The 15768-nt window shown below is 47.2% G+C and carries 10 protein-coding genes; 9 read left to right on the forward strand and 1 reads right to left on the reverse strand.

Features of this window, described 5'->3' with window-relative positions:
• Positions 1-7 precede the first annotated feature (7 nt).
• From NST25_RS07675 to NST25_RS07710, 8 genes are read left to right on the forward strand one after another with little or no spacing between them, the layout of a single operon-like run.
• A complete protein-coding gene (locus NST25_RS07675) occupies positions 8-892 on the forward strand; it encodes a carbohydrate ABC transporter permease (RefSeq protein ID WP_076130713.1) in 885 nt (294 codons plus the stop codon).
• Positions 893-926: 34 nt separating this feature from the next.
• Positions 927-2513 carry an extracellular solute-binding protein gene (locus NST25_RS07680; protein ID WP_076220261.1) on the forward strand — a complete coding sequence of 529 codons (1587 nt, stop codon included), beginning with the start codon at positions 927-929 and terminating at the stop codon, positions 2511-2513.
• Positions 2514-2564: 51 nt separating this feature from the next.
• Entirely contained in the window at positions 2565-4979 is a 2415-nt protein-coding gene (locus NST25_RS07685) for a helix-turn-helix domain-containing protein (RefSeq protein ID WP_081386502.1), read from the forward strand.
• A 38-nt stretch (positions 4980-5017) separates the two neighbouring features.
• A complete protein-coding gene (locus tag NST25_RS07690) occupies positions 5018-7645 on the forward strand; it encodes a hypothetical protein (protein ID WP_340394374.1) in 2628 nt (875 codons plus the stop codon).
• Positions 7646-7672: 27 nt separating this feature from the next.
• Positions 7673-8380: a DUF1961 family protein gene (locus NST25_RS07695; RefSeq protein ID WP_340393719.1), complete on the forward strand. Its 708-nt coding sequence runs from the start codon at positions 7673-7675 to the stop codon at positions 8378-8380.
• 21 nt (positions 8381-8401) lie between these two features.
• A complete protein-coding gene (locus tag NST25_RS07700; RefSeq protein WP_340393720.1) occupies positions 8402-9211 on the forward strand; it encodes a polysaccharide deacetylase family protein in 810 nt (269 codons plus the stop codon).
• A gap of 27 nt (positions 9212-9238) precedes the next feature.
• Complete coding sequence (locus NST25_RS07705) at positions 9239-10510, forward strand: hypothetical protein (RefSeq protein WP_340393721.1); 1272 nt, start codon at positions 9239-9241, stop codon at positions 10508-10510.
• 15 nt (positions 10511-10525) lie between these two features.
• Entirely contained in the window at positions 10526-12745 is a 2220-nt protein-coding gene (locus NST25_RS07710; RefSeq protein ID WP_340393722.1) for a glycoside hydrolase family 88 protein, read from the forward strand.
• Positions 12746-13348: 603 nt separating this feature from the next.
• Here the strand turns inward: NST25_RS07710 and NST25_RS07715 are convergent.
• Entirely contained in the window at positions 13349-14176 is an 828-nt protein-coding gene (locus tag NST25_RS07715; RefSeq protein ID WP_340393723.1) for an AraC family transcriptional regulator, read from the reverse strand.
• Positions 14177-14323: 147 nt separating this feature from the next.
• On the opposite strand from NST25_RS07715, the gene NST25_RS07720 reads away from it, so the two are divergent.
• Positions 14324-15610, forward strand: coding sequence for a Gfo/Idh/MocA family oxidoreductase (locus NST25_RS07720; RefSeq protein ID WP_340393724.1), 1287 nt, complete (start codon positions 14324-14326; stop codon positions 15608-15610).
• Positions 15611-15768: the final 158 nt, after the last annotated feature.

Raw genomic sequence — 15768 nt, forward strand, 5'->3', positions numbered from 1 at the left:
GCTTGCCGTGGCCAAACAATACAAGAGTACGGGTGGAACTGCATTTGATATATTCAATTATATATTTTTAGGGATTATCGGAATCGTAGCGATTCTCCCTTTCCTCTTTGTGGTTTCGGGCTCCTTCGCTACAGATGCGGAAATTACTAAACGTGCCGTATTCCTGATCCCGACCACGATTTCTTTTGACGCCTACCGATTTATCTTTTCAACAGATACGATTATGCGCAGTATAGGGGTTTCTATTTATGTTACGGTAATCGGAACTGTCGTTAATTTATTCTTCACGGTAACTATGGCTTATCCGATGGCAAAACGATATCTGATGGGCCGTAATTTGGTACTCAACCTTGTTATTTTTACGATGCTGTTTGGTGGAGGAATGATTCCAACCTATCTCGTCATTCGGGAGCTGCATCTGCTGGATACGCTCAATTCTCTTATTTTACCGGGAGCAATTAGCGCCTTTAACCTGATTATTGTCAAAAACTTTTTTCAGGAGCTGCCTATAGAAATGGAAGAAGCGGCGCGTATTGATGGTTGTTCTGAGCTGGGCTTGTTGTGGAAGATAGTCCTTCCTTTATCCAAACCGGTTCTCGCTACATTTACGTTGTTCTATGCTGTGGGACATTGGAACAATTTCTTCTCGGCACTGCTCTATATTACGGATCCGACAAAATGGCCTTTGCAGGTGATGCTGCGACAGATCGTAATGTTATCCCAATCTGCGGCTGGCGATATGAGTTCTATGGATCCAAGCTTTGTGCAGCCACCGGAGCAGTCGATTAAAATGGCGGTTATTGTAGTAGGTACTCTACCAATTTTATGTGTGTACCCATTTCTGCAAAAACATTTCGCTAAAGGGGTGATGCTGGGTTCTGTTAAAGGATAACAAACTTAACTTATTCCAATTTGGAGGTATAATAATGGAAGCTAATCGTTCGGTAAAAAAGAAGCGCTGGTTGTTACTTTTACTTGTGGCTATGATGGTTACAACTGTTGTTGCAGGTTGCTCAGGTAATGAATCTGCAGGTTCTAACAGCAAAAGTGAGGGAAGTAGTAATACTGGAGAAGAGAAAAGCGAGTCCCCGCTGGATCTGACCCTCATGCTGCCGATATTCAAAACAAATTATCCGAAGGATGGCAGTCCGGTTGCTGCTGAACTGGAGAAACAGACCAATACAAAAATCCACTTTGAGTGGGTCCCGAATGCATCTTATGCAGATAAATTTAATATTACGCTAGCTTCTGGGAAGCTGCCGACCATTATCTACGTGGGGGATGTTAAGGCTTCTAGTTTTGTGAACGCTGCCAAATCGGGTGCATTCTGGGAAGTAGGGCCTTACCTTAAGGATTATCCGAATTTAAGCCAAGCGAACCCGGTTATTCTGAAAAACTCGGCCATTGATGGGAAGAATTACGGGATCTATCGGGGGCGTGTACTCGGCCGTAACGGTATGGTTTTCCGCAAGGATTGGCTGGAGAAGGTGGGGTTGCAAACACCGCAGACGGTGGATGATTTCTACAATATGCTGAAAGCGTTCAAGGAAAAAGATCCAGACGGCAATGGTAAAGAGGATACGTATGGCATGGTGCTTGTCAAATGGAGCGGCCAGTGGGCCAGCGGTTTTGATACCATTAAGTTATGGTTTGGAACACCGAATAAATGGGGCGTGCAAGATGGCAAGCTGGTGCCTGAGCATGAATATCCAGAATATTTGGAAGCGCTTAAGTTCATGAAGAAGCTGTATGATGAGAAATTGATCAACTCCGACTTTGCTGTAATGGACAGTGCCAAATGGACAGATCCGATCGTGAACAATAAGGCAGGAGTAATCGTCGATGTGGTCGATACAGGCGCCCGGGTGGATGATAAAATTCACGCTGCGCTAGAAAAAGAAGGCAAAGACGAACCGGATAAACATTATGTAGATGTAAGCGGGGGCGTAACAGGTACGGATGGCAAGCTACACACATTGCCGACCTCTGGTTTCTCGGGCATGCTGGCTATTCCAAAATCATCTGTGAAGAGCGAAGAAGAACTGAAACGGGTACTGGCTTTTCTAGATCAAATCAATAATCCGGAATTACAAACGATGTTAGGTTTTGGTTTGGAAGGTACTCACTACACTATGGTGGATGGTTTTATTGAACGCTCCAAAGACACTGTACTTGTGGAGTCAGAAGTGGAAGGTCTAAACCAAATATTGGCCTATATTCCTGAGGATAAGTCCAAGACTGTAGCACAAACGCCGCTGCGTCTTAAACAAACTGAAGTTCAAAAGGCAAATGAAGCTTCGATCGTGGTTAATCCGGCAGAGGCCTTTATTTCCACAGTATATTCGCAAAAGGGTGCTCAACTCGACAATGTAATTAATGATGCACGCATAAAGTATATTGTAGGACAAATTGATGAAGCTGAATTGAAATCCGCATTTGACGTATGGAGAAAAACAGGTGGAGATGATTTAGTAAAGGAAATGAACGAATTATACGCTAAGGCTGACCAATAGATCCTTCCTAGTGCTTTTATCCGGCTGGAAAGGATCTGAGGAGCAAAACGAATGTGGTTCGATTGCACTTCAAATTTATCCGATTCGGCTGGTGAGAGCATAGTGATGAGAAATGTGGCGAAATGGAAGCGTTATACAAAAGGCTGGTCAGGCTGTAAAGGCCGGTATTATCGGAAAAACCTGATCATTATGCTGGTGGTGTCATCCATTCCGGGGTTTATTATTGGTGCGCTTGTCTACTGGATGGCAGGGGGACGTCTGGAGAGCGAGCTGCTGCAGATGCATAACAGGCAGATTGAACAGCGGGCGGCTAATATTGATGATCAGCTGTCCAATCTGGAGCTGATGCTGGCACATTGGGCTTTTGATCCCAAGTTTGATTACAGCTTGAATGGCCTTGATTTTATTCAGGATCATGAGCGGGCTTGGGATATTACGAAGACACTCGTAGTGATGCAGGGCTCGAACACGATGACGAGTAACGTTGAACTCTATCTATCAGGAGATCATCCATTACTATTTAATCCCGAATATGGCACGATTGACTCCAGCATGGTTTCTGGTCAATATGACAAATTGATTGATACTGAACAAAGCACCTATTGGACGCAGTGGGCATTCGATCCCAATAAACCAAATGTCAAAGAATTAACGCTTGTCCATCATATTCCGGGCGGAAGCTTGAAGCCCTTCGGGGCTCTTTTGCTCCGCATGGATACGGAGAAAGTAGCTGCGATGCTACGAACTATGACACCTTATAATAGCGGCGAGACATTTTTGCTGCAGACGACGGGGGATTTGTACGTATCTGCTGGAGACAGTGCCGAGGATTCTCCCTTACTTACCGCATTGCATAATGAGATTGTGGAACGGGGCGCGAACCATGAGTCAAATCTTGAGTCCTCTTTTCTCTTCGACTGGGGTAAGGCTACATATGCAGTGACTTATGGTGAGTTTTCCCGACTCTCCGCAGACTGGCTCTATGTGTCCGCTTCACCGATAACCAGCATAACTTCACCTGTCGTCTTCATTTCAAGACTGATATTTTTAGTTAGCTTTAGTGCTTTGCTGCTGGCGGCGATTCTGTCTTGGTTTGCTTCCCGTAAGATCTATTCACCGATAGGACGTTTGCTGCAGACTTTGTTGCCTGACCAAGCGGCGGCTGCGAGTAGGGAGGATGAGTTCATTCTGATTGAACGGCATTGGCAGAACTTGCACGGGGAGAGCCATGCCCTGAAGTACACTCTTTCCGAGCAGCTTCCACATGTGAAAGAAAGCTTTCTGCATCAGCTGTTTCAGGGGTATTTATATTCTTATTCTGAGCAGGATCTGCAAAGCCGGATGCGGCGCTTTAAGTGGGAAGTAGAGGATTGTCATTATATTATTCTTTATATTCAGCTTACAGGCATCTCCAGCCAGGAGGGGAAGTTCCGCAACGGTGATGAAAGTCTTGTATCATTCGCCGCCGTCAATATTATCGGAGAATTGTCTGCCGAGCACTTTAAGCAGGCTGATATTATCAATTTCCATGATCTCACGGCAGGATTACTTCTTATCGAACCCGTTGCGAATCCATCGCTGGAAGCGGTGCAAGCCTTTAGCGAAGAACTGACAGGAACGATTAATCGCATGTTAAAAATGAGGGTAACAGTGGCGTTTAGTGCACCGGTTGGAAGGATATCCGGTATTCCGCTAGCGTTCGAGGCTGCGAAGCAAGCCGCTAGTTATCGCCAGTTTGGTGGTGAGAACCAGATTATTAATATGGAGCTACTGGATCGTGAGGGGCAAAGTACGCCAGAACCGCAATATTCGTTCACTTTGGAGCGCGGAATGATTCAGGCCCTGCGCACAGGAGAAGCGGAAGAGGCTTACCGGCTGTTGGAGGAATTTCTGGAGGCACTGTGTGCCAATGGGGCAAAAGTGATTGATGTGCAGCAGGGCATGCTTCATTTGTTAGGCAGTATTCAGCACGCCATTATGGTCTCAGGCATTCATCCAAACCAACTGTTCAAAGGGGCTAATCTGTACGCGGCACTGTCGCAAATTCATGAGCCGAAGCTTATCCTTGCCTGGTTTCAGGAAAAGGTAGTCGCACCGTATCTGACGGAGCTGAGTGAGCGTTCTGATGCCGGAATCAAACGGACGATTGAGCATGCCATGATGTATATCAATGAGCATTATATGGATAATATTTCGCTGGATGGATGTGCGGATTATACAGGGATCAGCCCATTTTTACTGAGTAAATCATTCAAACGGGTCACCGGGAAAAATTTCATCGATTATCTGACCGAATTACGGCTTGATAAAGCCAAGGAGCTGCTGCGTGATACCTCGCTGCGAATTAACGATGTAGCTGAACAGGTGGGTTATCAGCATAGCTATTTTAACCGGATTTTTAAGAAACAAGAGGGAATAACCCCAAGCCGCTATAGAGAGCTAAGCCATAATAATGAAGCTCTTTAAAAGTAAAGAGGACGTGCGGCGAAGAACGTATGAAGGAGATGGTTGTTGTGCCTACGGCTCTGCCGATTGGCCTGCATTGGCTAAAAAAGCCCGCTATTGATGTGGGTGTTACCTGGGGGGTTCCTTGGAAAAAAGGAGCGCTCGACAGGGAAGCGTTAAAGAATCTCTGCTTAAGTATGCCGAAGAACGAAAAGCATGTGCCGCTGCAAAGCTGGCCAGCAGCTTTTTGGCCAGACGGGAGCATCAAATGGTCCACGCACTCGGTAGTAAACAAAAATTCGGATGTTCAGCAGGATTCATTAGCGACAATGACAATAAATCAAGCGACTCCAGCTACGGAAGTGACTGAGCGACTCACTGTGCAGGAAACAGAGGAAGCTTTCATTATAGATACAGGTGTTATTATTTGCACGGTTAACAAGCAGGGGAAGGGTCTTATCCGCAGTATTGTGCGCAGAAATCCGGCGGACACGGAAGGAACCGAAGTATGCAGTAATGGCGAGCTTGTATGTATACGTGAACAGAGAGATGAGGGTGCTGGCACCCTGAGCATACGTGAGGAGCGATTCGCAGGACGAACGTTAAGTGCCATCCTTGAACAGGGCGGACCTGTTCGCGCAGTGGTGAAGCTAGATGGACTTCACCAAGCTTCGCACAGTGCTCGTGAGTGGCTTCCCTATACGTTACGTTTATATTTTTATGCTGGGCTGGAGTCTATTCGATTAGTTCATACGTTTCATTATGACGGTAATCCACAGCAGGATTTTATTAAAGGATTGGGAATAGAATTCACAGTGCCGATGCGTGGACCTCTTTACAACCGCCATGTTCGTTTTGCCGGAGATAGCGGCTTGTTTAGCGAGTCTCCTAAGACGTTGCATACACGGCGAACCAAAGGTAAGTACCGTGATTTATTCCTCGATCAGGTAGCAGGATGTGCTGTGAAATTTAATCCAGAAGAGGATGCCTATTTCCTTAGTTTATTGGATGACTCCGCCACTTGGGGCAGCTTTCGGCTGGTTCAAGATTCTTCCGAGCATTATGGGATCTGGAAACGGACAGAGGATGGCTGCGCTTGGATCAAGGCAGCAGAAGGCCGCCGGGCAGGTGGGCTTGGTTATGTTGGGGCAGAGGGCGGAGGGCTAGCAATCGGGATGAAGAATTTCTGGCGTAAGCATCCGGCAGGAATGGAGATTGGTTCCATTGCCACTGACGCGGCAGCGCTTACTGTCTGGTTCTGGTCACCTGATGCGGCAGCTATGGACTTGCGGCATTATGATACGAAAACACATGTGGAATCCTCGTATGAAGGTGCAGAAGAATTACGGGCCACTCCATTTGGTATCGCTAATACTAGCGAGCTAACATTCTGGTGTACGGCGCAGACTCCCGGGCCTGAATTGTTGCAGCGGATGCAGGCAGAAGCTGAAGAACCTTCATTGCTGGTTTGCGAACCAACTTATTATCATGAAGCGGGTGCTTTTGGTTTCTGGAGTTTGCCTGATCGGAGCACGCCAGCCAAGGCATATCTGGAAGAGCGGCTGGACGGGATCATCTCCTTTTACCAGGAAGAGATCGAGCAGCGCAAATGGTATGGATTCTGGGACTATGGAGATTTCATGCACAGCTACGATCCGGTCAGACATGTATGGAACTATGATCTTGGCGGCTGCGCCTGGCAGAATTCCGAGCTGGTGCCAAATATGTGGTTGTGGGTAACGTTTCTCCGGTCCGGGAGAGCGGATGTGTTCCGTATGGCCGAAGCTATGACCAGGCATACGAGTGAGGTAGATGTATATCATTTTGGCGAATACGCCGGACTAGGCTCGCGGCATAATGTCATCCACTGGGGCTGCGGCTGCAAAGAGGCTCGTATCGCCATGGCGGGTCTGCATCGCTACTATTATTATCTGACCGGAGACGAGCGGGTCGGCGATATTATGGACAGTGTAAAGGATGCTGATTATTCAACAGTTACTCTGGACCCGATGCGGGCGTATTTTCCGAAGGATGAATTCCCGACTCATGTTAGGGTGGGTCCGGACTGGGCAGCCTTTAGCTCTAATTGGATGACCCGCTGGGAGCGGTTCGAGGATATCGCTTATCGTGACAAGATTATAACAGGCATGGATTGCATCAAAAGGGCAAATTTACGGCTATTATCTGGTCCCACATATGGTTATGATCCGGCAACTGGCCTATTGTCAGGAATGGGCGACGATAACTGGGGGCGTCATTTAGCGATTAGCATGGGAGGTCCGCAGGTGTGGTTCGAGCTGGCGGCAATGCTGGAGGACCCGGACTGGGAAGATATGCTGGCTGAGTTCGGCGTATTTTATAATTTGCCACAAGAAGAGAAGGACGCATTTACAGGAGGGTTGATTTCAGGAAAACTCCGTTTTGAGCATCCTGTACTCAGCGTAGCCATTGCTGCATATGGAGCATATTACCGCAAGGATCCAGCGACGGCAGAGCGGTGCTGGTCGATTTTGTTAGAGAATCCGTTTGGTTGTGTGAATCTACAGGAGGAAGCTGATCGGGTCACTTATATGACTGAGTTAAATGAGATCGATTGGATGAATACAAATGAAGCCTCGCAGTGGTCTTTAAATACGATCATTGCCTTGGAATTAATCGGTAGTGCTTTACCGGAACGCGCGAATTAAAGGCTTCATTGTGGGGAGGAATGTTTTATGGCTAGGCCGATGCAGGACACGGGTATAGGTGGTTTGATCCCTGAAGCATGGAAACCAATCTACCATAATCCCCTCGCTTCAACTAGTGATATCGCTGGATTCCAGATGGAGGGAGCGGGAGCGGTTTCCTTCCCTTTGCAGCGAATGAGACTGGAGAGTACTATCCATGCCGAGGCCGGACAACAAGCAAATGTCGTTCTCTGGTGTCCAGAAGAGTTCCCGGCAGACCTCGCCGTATCTTGGAATTTCCGCCCATTGCGTGAGCCGGGGTTGGCGATTTTGTTTATCGCGGCCAAAGGAGAGGGTGGGAAGGATTTATTTGATTCCACGCTTGCTCGCCGTACGGGTGAATATGATCAATACCATCACGGGCAGATAGATACGTATCATATCTCGTATTTTCGCAGGCGTTGGGTGGAAGAACGTGAATTTCATACCTGTAATTTGCGTAAAAGCTATGGTTTTCATCTGGTTGCGCAGGCAGCTGATCCGCTTCCGGACGTCAGCGACATGACTGAGCCCTACCGGATGTTAGTGGTGAAGCGTGGTCCTATGCTGTCTTTTGCAATCAATGAACTGCCGGTTTTTACATGGATAGATGATGGTGAAACCTATGGGTCGCTACTGACAGGTGGGAAAATTGGGTTCCGACAGATGGCACCCCTGATGGCTGAATACTCAAATCTGACGGTTTTTGGACAGTAATGCGAAGGAGGCTTCAGATTGATGTCTATTATTTATTATTGTTACCCTGAGGGCAGACATAAGGCGCTTACAATGAGCTATGATGACGGCAGACGGGCTGACGAAAGATTGGTAGGACTATTTAACCGCCATGGGATTAGAGGAACATTTCATCTCAATTCTGGCCTGCTGGGTGAAGGTGATCGTATTACGGCAGATGAAATAACTGAGCTGTACCAGGGACATGAGGTATCTGTTCATACGCAACACCATCCGACGATGGCCCGTTGTCCGCAGGAGCAAATCATCCATGAGATTATGGAGGATCGAAAGTGTTTTGAGACGCTGCTCCAGGTGCCGATACGGGGAATGTCTTATCCTAACGGTTCCTTTAACAAGGAGATAAAGAAGTTTTTGCCTCATTTAGGCATGGAATATGCCCGTGTGGTACAGACCACTGGCGGCGGCTTTGGGCTGCCGGAGGATTGGCTGGAATGGCGGGGGACTTGCCATCATAATGATCATTTGCTGGAGCATGCGGAGCAGTTCGTGAAGCTGCATAAACGGCAGTATTTATATCTGATGTATGTGTGGGGCCATAGTTATGAATTTGATAACGATAATAACTGGGAGCTGATGGAAAGCTTCTGTGAAGCAGTGGGAGGACTAGAGGAAATCTGGTACGCGACAAATATTGAACTCGTTCATTATATGAAGGCTTGTGAAGCCCTTATTTTCTCCGCTGCTCGGGATTTTGTATATAATCCGGGAGCGCTATCTGTCTGGCTGGAAATCGACGGTTTGATTATAGAAGTAGCAGGCGGACAAACCGTCCGTTTCCCGGAGATCTAATCGAAGAGAGAAGACAGGAGGATTCTAATGAAAACGAAGGACACACAATTAGTCTATCAGCTGGCAAAAGTAGATATTTCCGCTGCCGGTCCACGCTGCAAAATGCTTATTGGCGATCTGAATGGGGATGGACGTGCGGAAATGCTGCTGGTTCAGCCGGATAATCGCCAGGATGTACGTTATATTCCCCATCAGGTGCAATGCCTGACTGCTTTTGATATGGGTGGCAAGCTGCTGTGGCAGGTGGGCACACCCGATCCTGACGCTGGCAGCCAAGGCTCGGACTATCCAGCGCAAATTTATGATTTAGATGGTGATGGGGCGCTGGAAGTATTATGTGTAATGGATGGACGGTTTCATATTCTTGAAGGTTCAACAGGAACGGTTAAATCCATATACGACTTACCGGCAGAACATGCACATGATTGCATTATCATCGCCAATCTAACAGGGCAAGAACATGCTTCCGACATCATTCTGAAGGACCGTTATCATCAACTGTGGGCCATGGATCAGGATTTCAATTTATTATGGACGCATAAAGGCAATGTAGGACATTATCCGTGGGTTCACGATCTTCATGGAAATGGACAGGATCAAGTGATGGCAGGTTATGATCTGCTTGATTCTAAAGGTGATTTATTATGGAGCTGCCATGATCTTGATGACCATGCGGACTGTATTTGGGTTGGCGATGTGAATGGAGATGGCTATCCTGAACTGGTTGTCGGCGGAAGCGTAACGGTGATGTATGACCGGGACGGACAAGAGCTTTGGCGTTATGATGGCTCCATCGAGTCACAGCATCTGGCGTTAGGCCGATTCCGGCCTGAACTGCCTGGCCTTCAGGTTGCCGGGCTGGACCGAATGATCCGCGAAGATGACGGCAAAGAGCTGAAGGGCAAGGATGCGTTGTTTCTTCTAGACTGTAATGGCAAGGAACTGTGGAAAGAAGAACGTACAAGCGACGGTTGGCTGACTATAGTTGAAGCCGTGAGCAACTGGCAAGCGGGTTCTCCGGATTATATTCTTGCGTACCGCCGGGGAGGCGGAGTATATCCTGCTTTGTACGATGGACATATGCGGGTTGTAGCTGAATTCAAGGAGGAAGGTTATGCCGTTCACGGCGATCTTCTGGGATGTGGCAGGGAACAGGTTGTAATTTATAATGATGAGTCCGCAACGGTATATTCAAGCGAGTGGATAGATATTAGTACCTGTGCCTCTGAGAAATCGTTACCTCAGCCTAAAAGATTGTACAACTCGACGCTGTATCCCGGTGGAGAAATAACGGTGTGAAGGAGGATACGCTTAGTGAGTACTTATATTCCAGAATACTTTCCTGATCCTGATTGTATTGCCAAATATAATGGGGGCAAAATCGAAAATGTACTGGCCGCAGTGGCCAGCCGTTTTATCGGTGCCTATCCCCCGCAGCCTCCGGTGTACCGGGTACATTCGCAGAGTGGTTTCAACCGGCTCCGCGACTGCCGTTACGATATGAATCTGGAAGAACGACTGCCGGAGCTAGCGGCAGGACAATTCGTATATGTGTGGGGAAAGCTGTGGAGTGACAATGAGGTAGATGCCCCTTTCTCAGTTAGTTGCTATAGTCCAGTTAAGGTTTACATAAATGGACGGCTGGTGTTTAGCTCCAATCTAAATGATGATGTGTTTCCGGACAGAAGGACGTTTTTTCGGGCGGGCATGGATAAAGGCTGGAACCATCTGGTACTGGAGTATGTTGCAACAGGTACAGGTTGCGGAGGGGTTTTTGGAACGGGCAGTGTCAAAGGTGCACCAGTACACTTTCTTACTCCAACGGCGCAGTTAAGCGGTTGTGAAGGTTGGATTTATAGTGGACCCCAGCAGACATCTTGGGCAGCTTGGCTGGAAGCTGAATTCACTGAAGAGCAAATGACAGCTCGCTGCGTTTGGTTTCCGACACAGCAATGGTCGCCACAGGAACAGGCAACTGGCAACTGTTCACGCATATTTGGGGAAATGCTGGGAGCCAAGGCGTATGCTTGGTGTAAGCTGGAAGTTAACAGCCTACAGAAAGACGACATTCGTCTGCATGGTAGCTATCGTGGAATGGCTGAAATCTCTATCTATGTGAATGGGAAACTTGTAGCTGAGCATCAGAACGTGAAAGGTATGCTTGATATCCAACTGGAGCTTGGTTATGGACTACATGATCTCGTCGTGGAGTCCATCTGTGGAGAGGGGAATTGGGGATTTGAACTGGACGTACGGTCTGGTGGTGTTCAGAGTAGTCTCGTGCAACCATATCCCGTTGAAGGATTAACTGATCCATGGTTGTACCTTGGATTGTTCACCAAGGAGGCAGCGACGAAAGTCTTAGAACTGACCTCTATGGATACTTTATTTGGGGAAGCGGATGAAGTAACCTTTTGGCGTGTGGACCAACCGAATAGCTGGGTTAGGCCTTATTTGGAGAGTGTTATGTTTGGGCGCTGGAATTACCCTCTAGGCGTAACCCTGTACGGATTGCTGAGAACAGGAGTAGAGCTTAAGGCCCCCCATTATGCCGAATATGCACAACACCATATTGAGCAATGTACAGGGCTCCATAAATATGCCTTATGGGACCTTGGACGTTATGGCGCTCCGGGCATCAATCATCAGCTGGCGCTGATGGATTCGCTGGACGACTGCGGATCCTTCGGGGCAACGATGCTGGAAGCACATAAGCTTCGTTCACTACAGGGCGCACCGGAAGCTGCTGCTGAAATTGCCAATTACATTACTAAAGTGCAGAGCAGGCTGCCTGACGGAGCTTTGTATCGGACCAGTGGCACAGTTGATTTTATGCAGCAGACGATGTGGTGTGATGATCTGTATATGAGCACGCCATTTCTAAGCAAATATTATGAAATGACCGGAAATGCGGCTTATCTTGATGATGCGGCGGTGCAGTTTTTACATTACAAGGAGCGGCTGTTCCAGCCGGAGCTTGGCATTATGCATCATGTGTATGATTATAAGTTTAATAAACCCAATGGCGTGCCTTGGGGCAGAGGTAATGGTTGGGTGATTTTCTCGCTGACTGAGCTGCTTGAAGTTATGCCTGAGCAACATCCGTTGCGAGCTGATTTGCTTGATTATTTCCGCGAGCTTAGTAAAGGCTATCTTAAGCTGCAAGATGAGCGGGGCCTATGGCATCAAGTGTTGACGGACCCTAAGTCCTACGCGGAGGCTTCTTGTACCTCTATGTTTATTTACGCTTTTGCTAGAGGCGTACGCTGCGGTTGGCTGCTGGAACCAGAGTCATACGTAACCTCTGCAATCAACGGCTGGAGTGGTTTAACCCGTTATTGTATTGACAAACAAGGCAATGTTTACGGTGTCTGCCGCGGTTCGGGTTATTCGTTTAACAAACTGTATTATAAAGATGAATTGACCTGGCAATTAAACGATACACATGGGATTGGCATCGTGCTGCTGGCCGGAATTGAGGTTCACAGGCTCGTACGAGATTTGGAAATGAAATCACATGACGAAGCAAAATGAATGGCATGATGAGGAATGAGACGACCGTATTAATCACAAAATTACAGCGGAGCAGCGATACTCCATTAGTGGGGATCGCTGCTCTTTGTTATGCGTTACAGTGCTGCTTAAACCCCCGAAACCCCGGCCCCCCGAAACCGCCGATTACTCCTGCTAGACAAAGTTATGCGGACTCAGATGACGTTATTTGCAGATTTATCGCCTTTTGGGGCCATTTTCGGACTCCAGTGACGTTATTGCTTCGAAAACGGCTAATATAGGTAGCTTTTTATGCCAATAGCGACTATGGGGTCCGATAAAATCCCAAAATAGCGATTATGCTGCGAATAAGGTCCACTGGGTCCGATAGCCTCATGAACTTTGTTCGCGCGAAAAGGTAATCTAGTGACGGGATATTGTTGTTGCTCAGATACTCCCGGTGCTCCCGATGCTCCTGATGCTCCTGATGCTCCTGATGCTCCTGATGCTCCTGATGCCCCTGATGCCCCCGATGCTCCCGATGCTCCCGTCCCAGATGCCCCCATGCCCATGGCAGTTCACATAAGGTACTTTTGATCGACGGAGCGGCTACAAAGAGAACTGGTTGTGATTTCTAGCTGTGGATCAGCGGTTTTGCTTGCGATATTGCAAAGGCGAACGTTTAACGATTTGTTTAAACACACGCCCGAAGTGGGCGATGCTGTCAAAGCCGGTATCCTCGGCGATGTTCGTAACTTTAGCGTTGGTGCTCTGCAAGAGACGTTGGGCTTCCTTGATCCGAATATAGTTTAGATATTCTACGATGGTGAAGCCAGTTGTCTGCTTGAACACACGGCAGAGATAGGTGCTGCTGATGAAAAAAGTCTCAGATAGCCGCTCCAATGTAAGCTTTTCAGCATAATGTGTTTGTAAAAAATCGATAATTTCGTAGACTTTTAGCTGCTTCTCACTGCTCTCAGGGGCAATGGGCTCGCGGCTTATTTCCTGTATTCTGTTCATTTCAATAAATAGTTGGATGAGCAGCGTCTGCAGATAGGGGATTTGCTGTGTCCGTGGTTCTGTTTGTTCTTTTAGCATGCTGAAAAGAAGATATTCAATGGCCCCCTGTTCATGTGCTCCGGGCCGCAAAAGCAAGCTTTGTGTAGACATAAATGGAAAATCTAGCTCGAAGTGCGCCAATGTCTTTTGCAGAAAGCTTTCCTCAAAGTTAATTAAGATCCGTTCATGGCTTGCAGAGCCTTTAGAGGTGGTACGATGGAGCTCGTTCTTGTTAATAAAAATCAGATCACCTTTACGCAAGGTGTAGATCAGATTGTTAATGTAATAACTGCGTTCCCCGGCGAGTAAATAATAAATTTCATAAGTATCGTGATAATGGTCGGAATCCATGCTGAATGGACCGGCTCTTTTTATTTGCTCAATTATAAAAGGAGGCTGAGGCTCCTGTTCCATGCTAAATCTGCTCCTTTCTGATAATGAGGATAATATATGCAAATTTTTTGTTATTTCTGCTAATAATCGCTTAGATTAAGATATATTTTATACTATACACTATAAGAAGAAAACGCTTTTAAATCAATAAGTGATGGAGTGATCCTGATGTCCAACAAGAAATATGCTTTCGTAGGAACCGGCGGCCGAGCGGAGTTTTTTTATGGTGAGATCACCACGAATTATCGTGAAACCTCTGAGATTGTAGGCTTTTGTGATGTGAATGGAGCAAGAATGGATTATGCGAACCGTTTGCTGGAGGAAAAATATAAATATCAAGCGGTTCCTACCTATAAAGCTCAGGAGTTTGACCGTATGATTGAGGAAACCAAACCTGACACGGTTATTGTCACGAGTATTGACCGCACGCATCATCGTTACATTATCCGGGCGATGGAGCTTGGCTGCGATGTTATTTCGGAGAAACCGATGACAGTGGATGAAGAGAAATGTCAGGAAATTCTTGAAGCGATTGAGCGGACTGGGAAAAAGCTGCGTGTGACCTTCAATTACCGCTATGCCCCACACAACACCAAAATCCGTGAACTCATTATGGACGGCGCGATTGGAGAAGTACTTTCCGTCAACTTCGAGTGGCTGCTAAATACGCAGCATGGGGCGGATTACTTCCGCAGATGGCATCGTGATAAACGGAACAGCGGAGGTCTGTTGGTTCATAAATCCACACATCATTTCGATTTGATGAATTTCTGGCTGGGTTCGCGCCCAGATACGGTTTATGCGATGGGTGATCTAAGATTTTATGGCAGAGAAAACGCGGAGAAGCGCGGGGTGACTGAGTTTTATCAGCGTGCTCATGGTAGCAGTGCGGCGGAAAACGATCCGTTTGCCCTGCATCTTAAAGATAATGAGCAGTTAAAGCAGATGTATCTGGATACGGAGCATGAGGATGGCTACCTGCGTGACCAAAGTGTGTTCGGTGATAATATCAGCATTGAGGATACGATGGCGGTTATGGTCAAATACAAAAATAAGACGATTATGAATTATTCACTTAATGCTTATCTGCCTTGGGAGGGTTTCATTGTAGTATTTAATGGAACGAAGGGGCGGATGGAAGTAAAGGTCGTCGAACAGTCTTATGTAAATGCCGGAGGAAATAAGGAAGATGAAGGGGCGTTAAAAGACAAGCGGATCACGGTCTTCCCTCATTTCGCAGCACCTTATGAAGTGGAGATTGAAGAAGGAGTTGGGGGGCACGGAGGCGGAGATCCTGTGATGCTGCGTGATATTTTTGAACGTCCGCTGGAGGATCGCTTTAATCGTGCGGCATCCCATGTGGACGGAGCGTTGTCTATTATGACCGGGATTGCGGCAAATCGTTCAATAGCTACTGGACTTCCAGTTAAGGTAGATCAGTTAATAAAATTGTAGTAGCCCGTTTATGAACAAGCGGCTTTGGGTTCGTAGGGAGCGTTTCTCCAGAATCCCGGAGGGCCCTCCGCTCTGTCCACATGTTAAGCCAACTTCTACTCTTAGATTGAGCTAAAAAAAGTGAAAATAAAAGGCTGTCTCCATAATCATCGTAGATG

Origin of the sequence: Paenibacillus sp. FSL E2-0190 (assembly GCF_037992965.1) — a bacterium.
GTDB lineage: Bacteria > Bacillota > Bacilli > Paenibacillales > Paenibacillaceae > Paenibacillus_AQ > Paenibacillus_AQ odorifer.

What these genes read in the sequence shown, in the direction of transcription:
- NST25_RS07680 (WP_076220261.1), top strand. Translation starts at nt 927, where the DNA reads ATGGAAGCTAATCGTTCGGTAAAAAAGAAGCGCTGGTTGTTACTTTTA.
- NST25_RS07685 (WP_081386502.1), top strand. Translation starts at nt 2,565, where the DNA reads ATGTGGTTCGATTGCACTTCAAATTTATCCGATTCGGCTGGTGAGAGC.
- NST25_RS07690 (WP_340394374.1), top strand. Translation starts at nt 5,018, where the DNA reads ATGGTTGTTGTGCCTACGGCTCTGCCGATTGGCCTGCATTGGCTAAAA.
- NST25_RS07695 (WP_340393719.1), top strand. Translation starts at nt 7,673, where the DNA reads ATGGCTAGGCCGATGCAGGACACGGGTATAGGTGGTTTGATCCCTGAA.
- NST25_RS07700 (WP_340393720.1), top strand. Translation starts at nt 8,402, where the DNA reads ATGTCTATTATTTATTATTGTTACCCTGAGGGCAGACATAAGGCGCTT.
- NST25_RS07705 (WP_340393721.1), top strand. Translation starts at nt 9,239, where the DNA reads ATGAAAACGAAGGACACACAATTAGTCTATCAGCTGGCAAAAGTAGAT.
- NST25_RS07715 (WP_340393723.1), bottom strand. Translation starts at nt 14,176, where the DNA reads ATGGAACAGGAGCCTCAGCCTCCTTTTATAATTGAGCAAATAAAAAGA.
- NST25_RS07720 (WP_340393724.1), top strand. Translation starts at nt 14,324, where the DNA reads ATGTCCAACAAGAAATATGCTTTCGTAGGAACCGGCGGCCGAGCGGAG.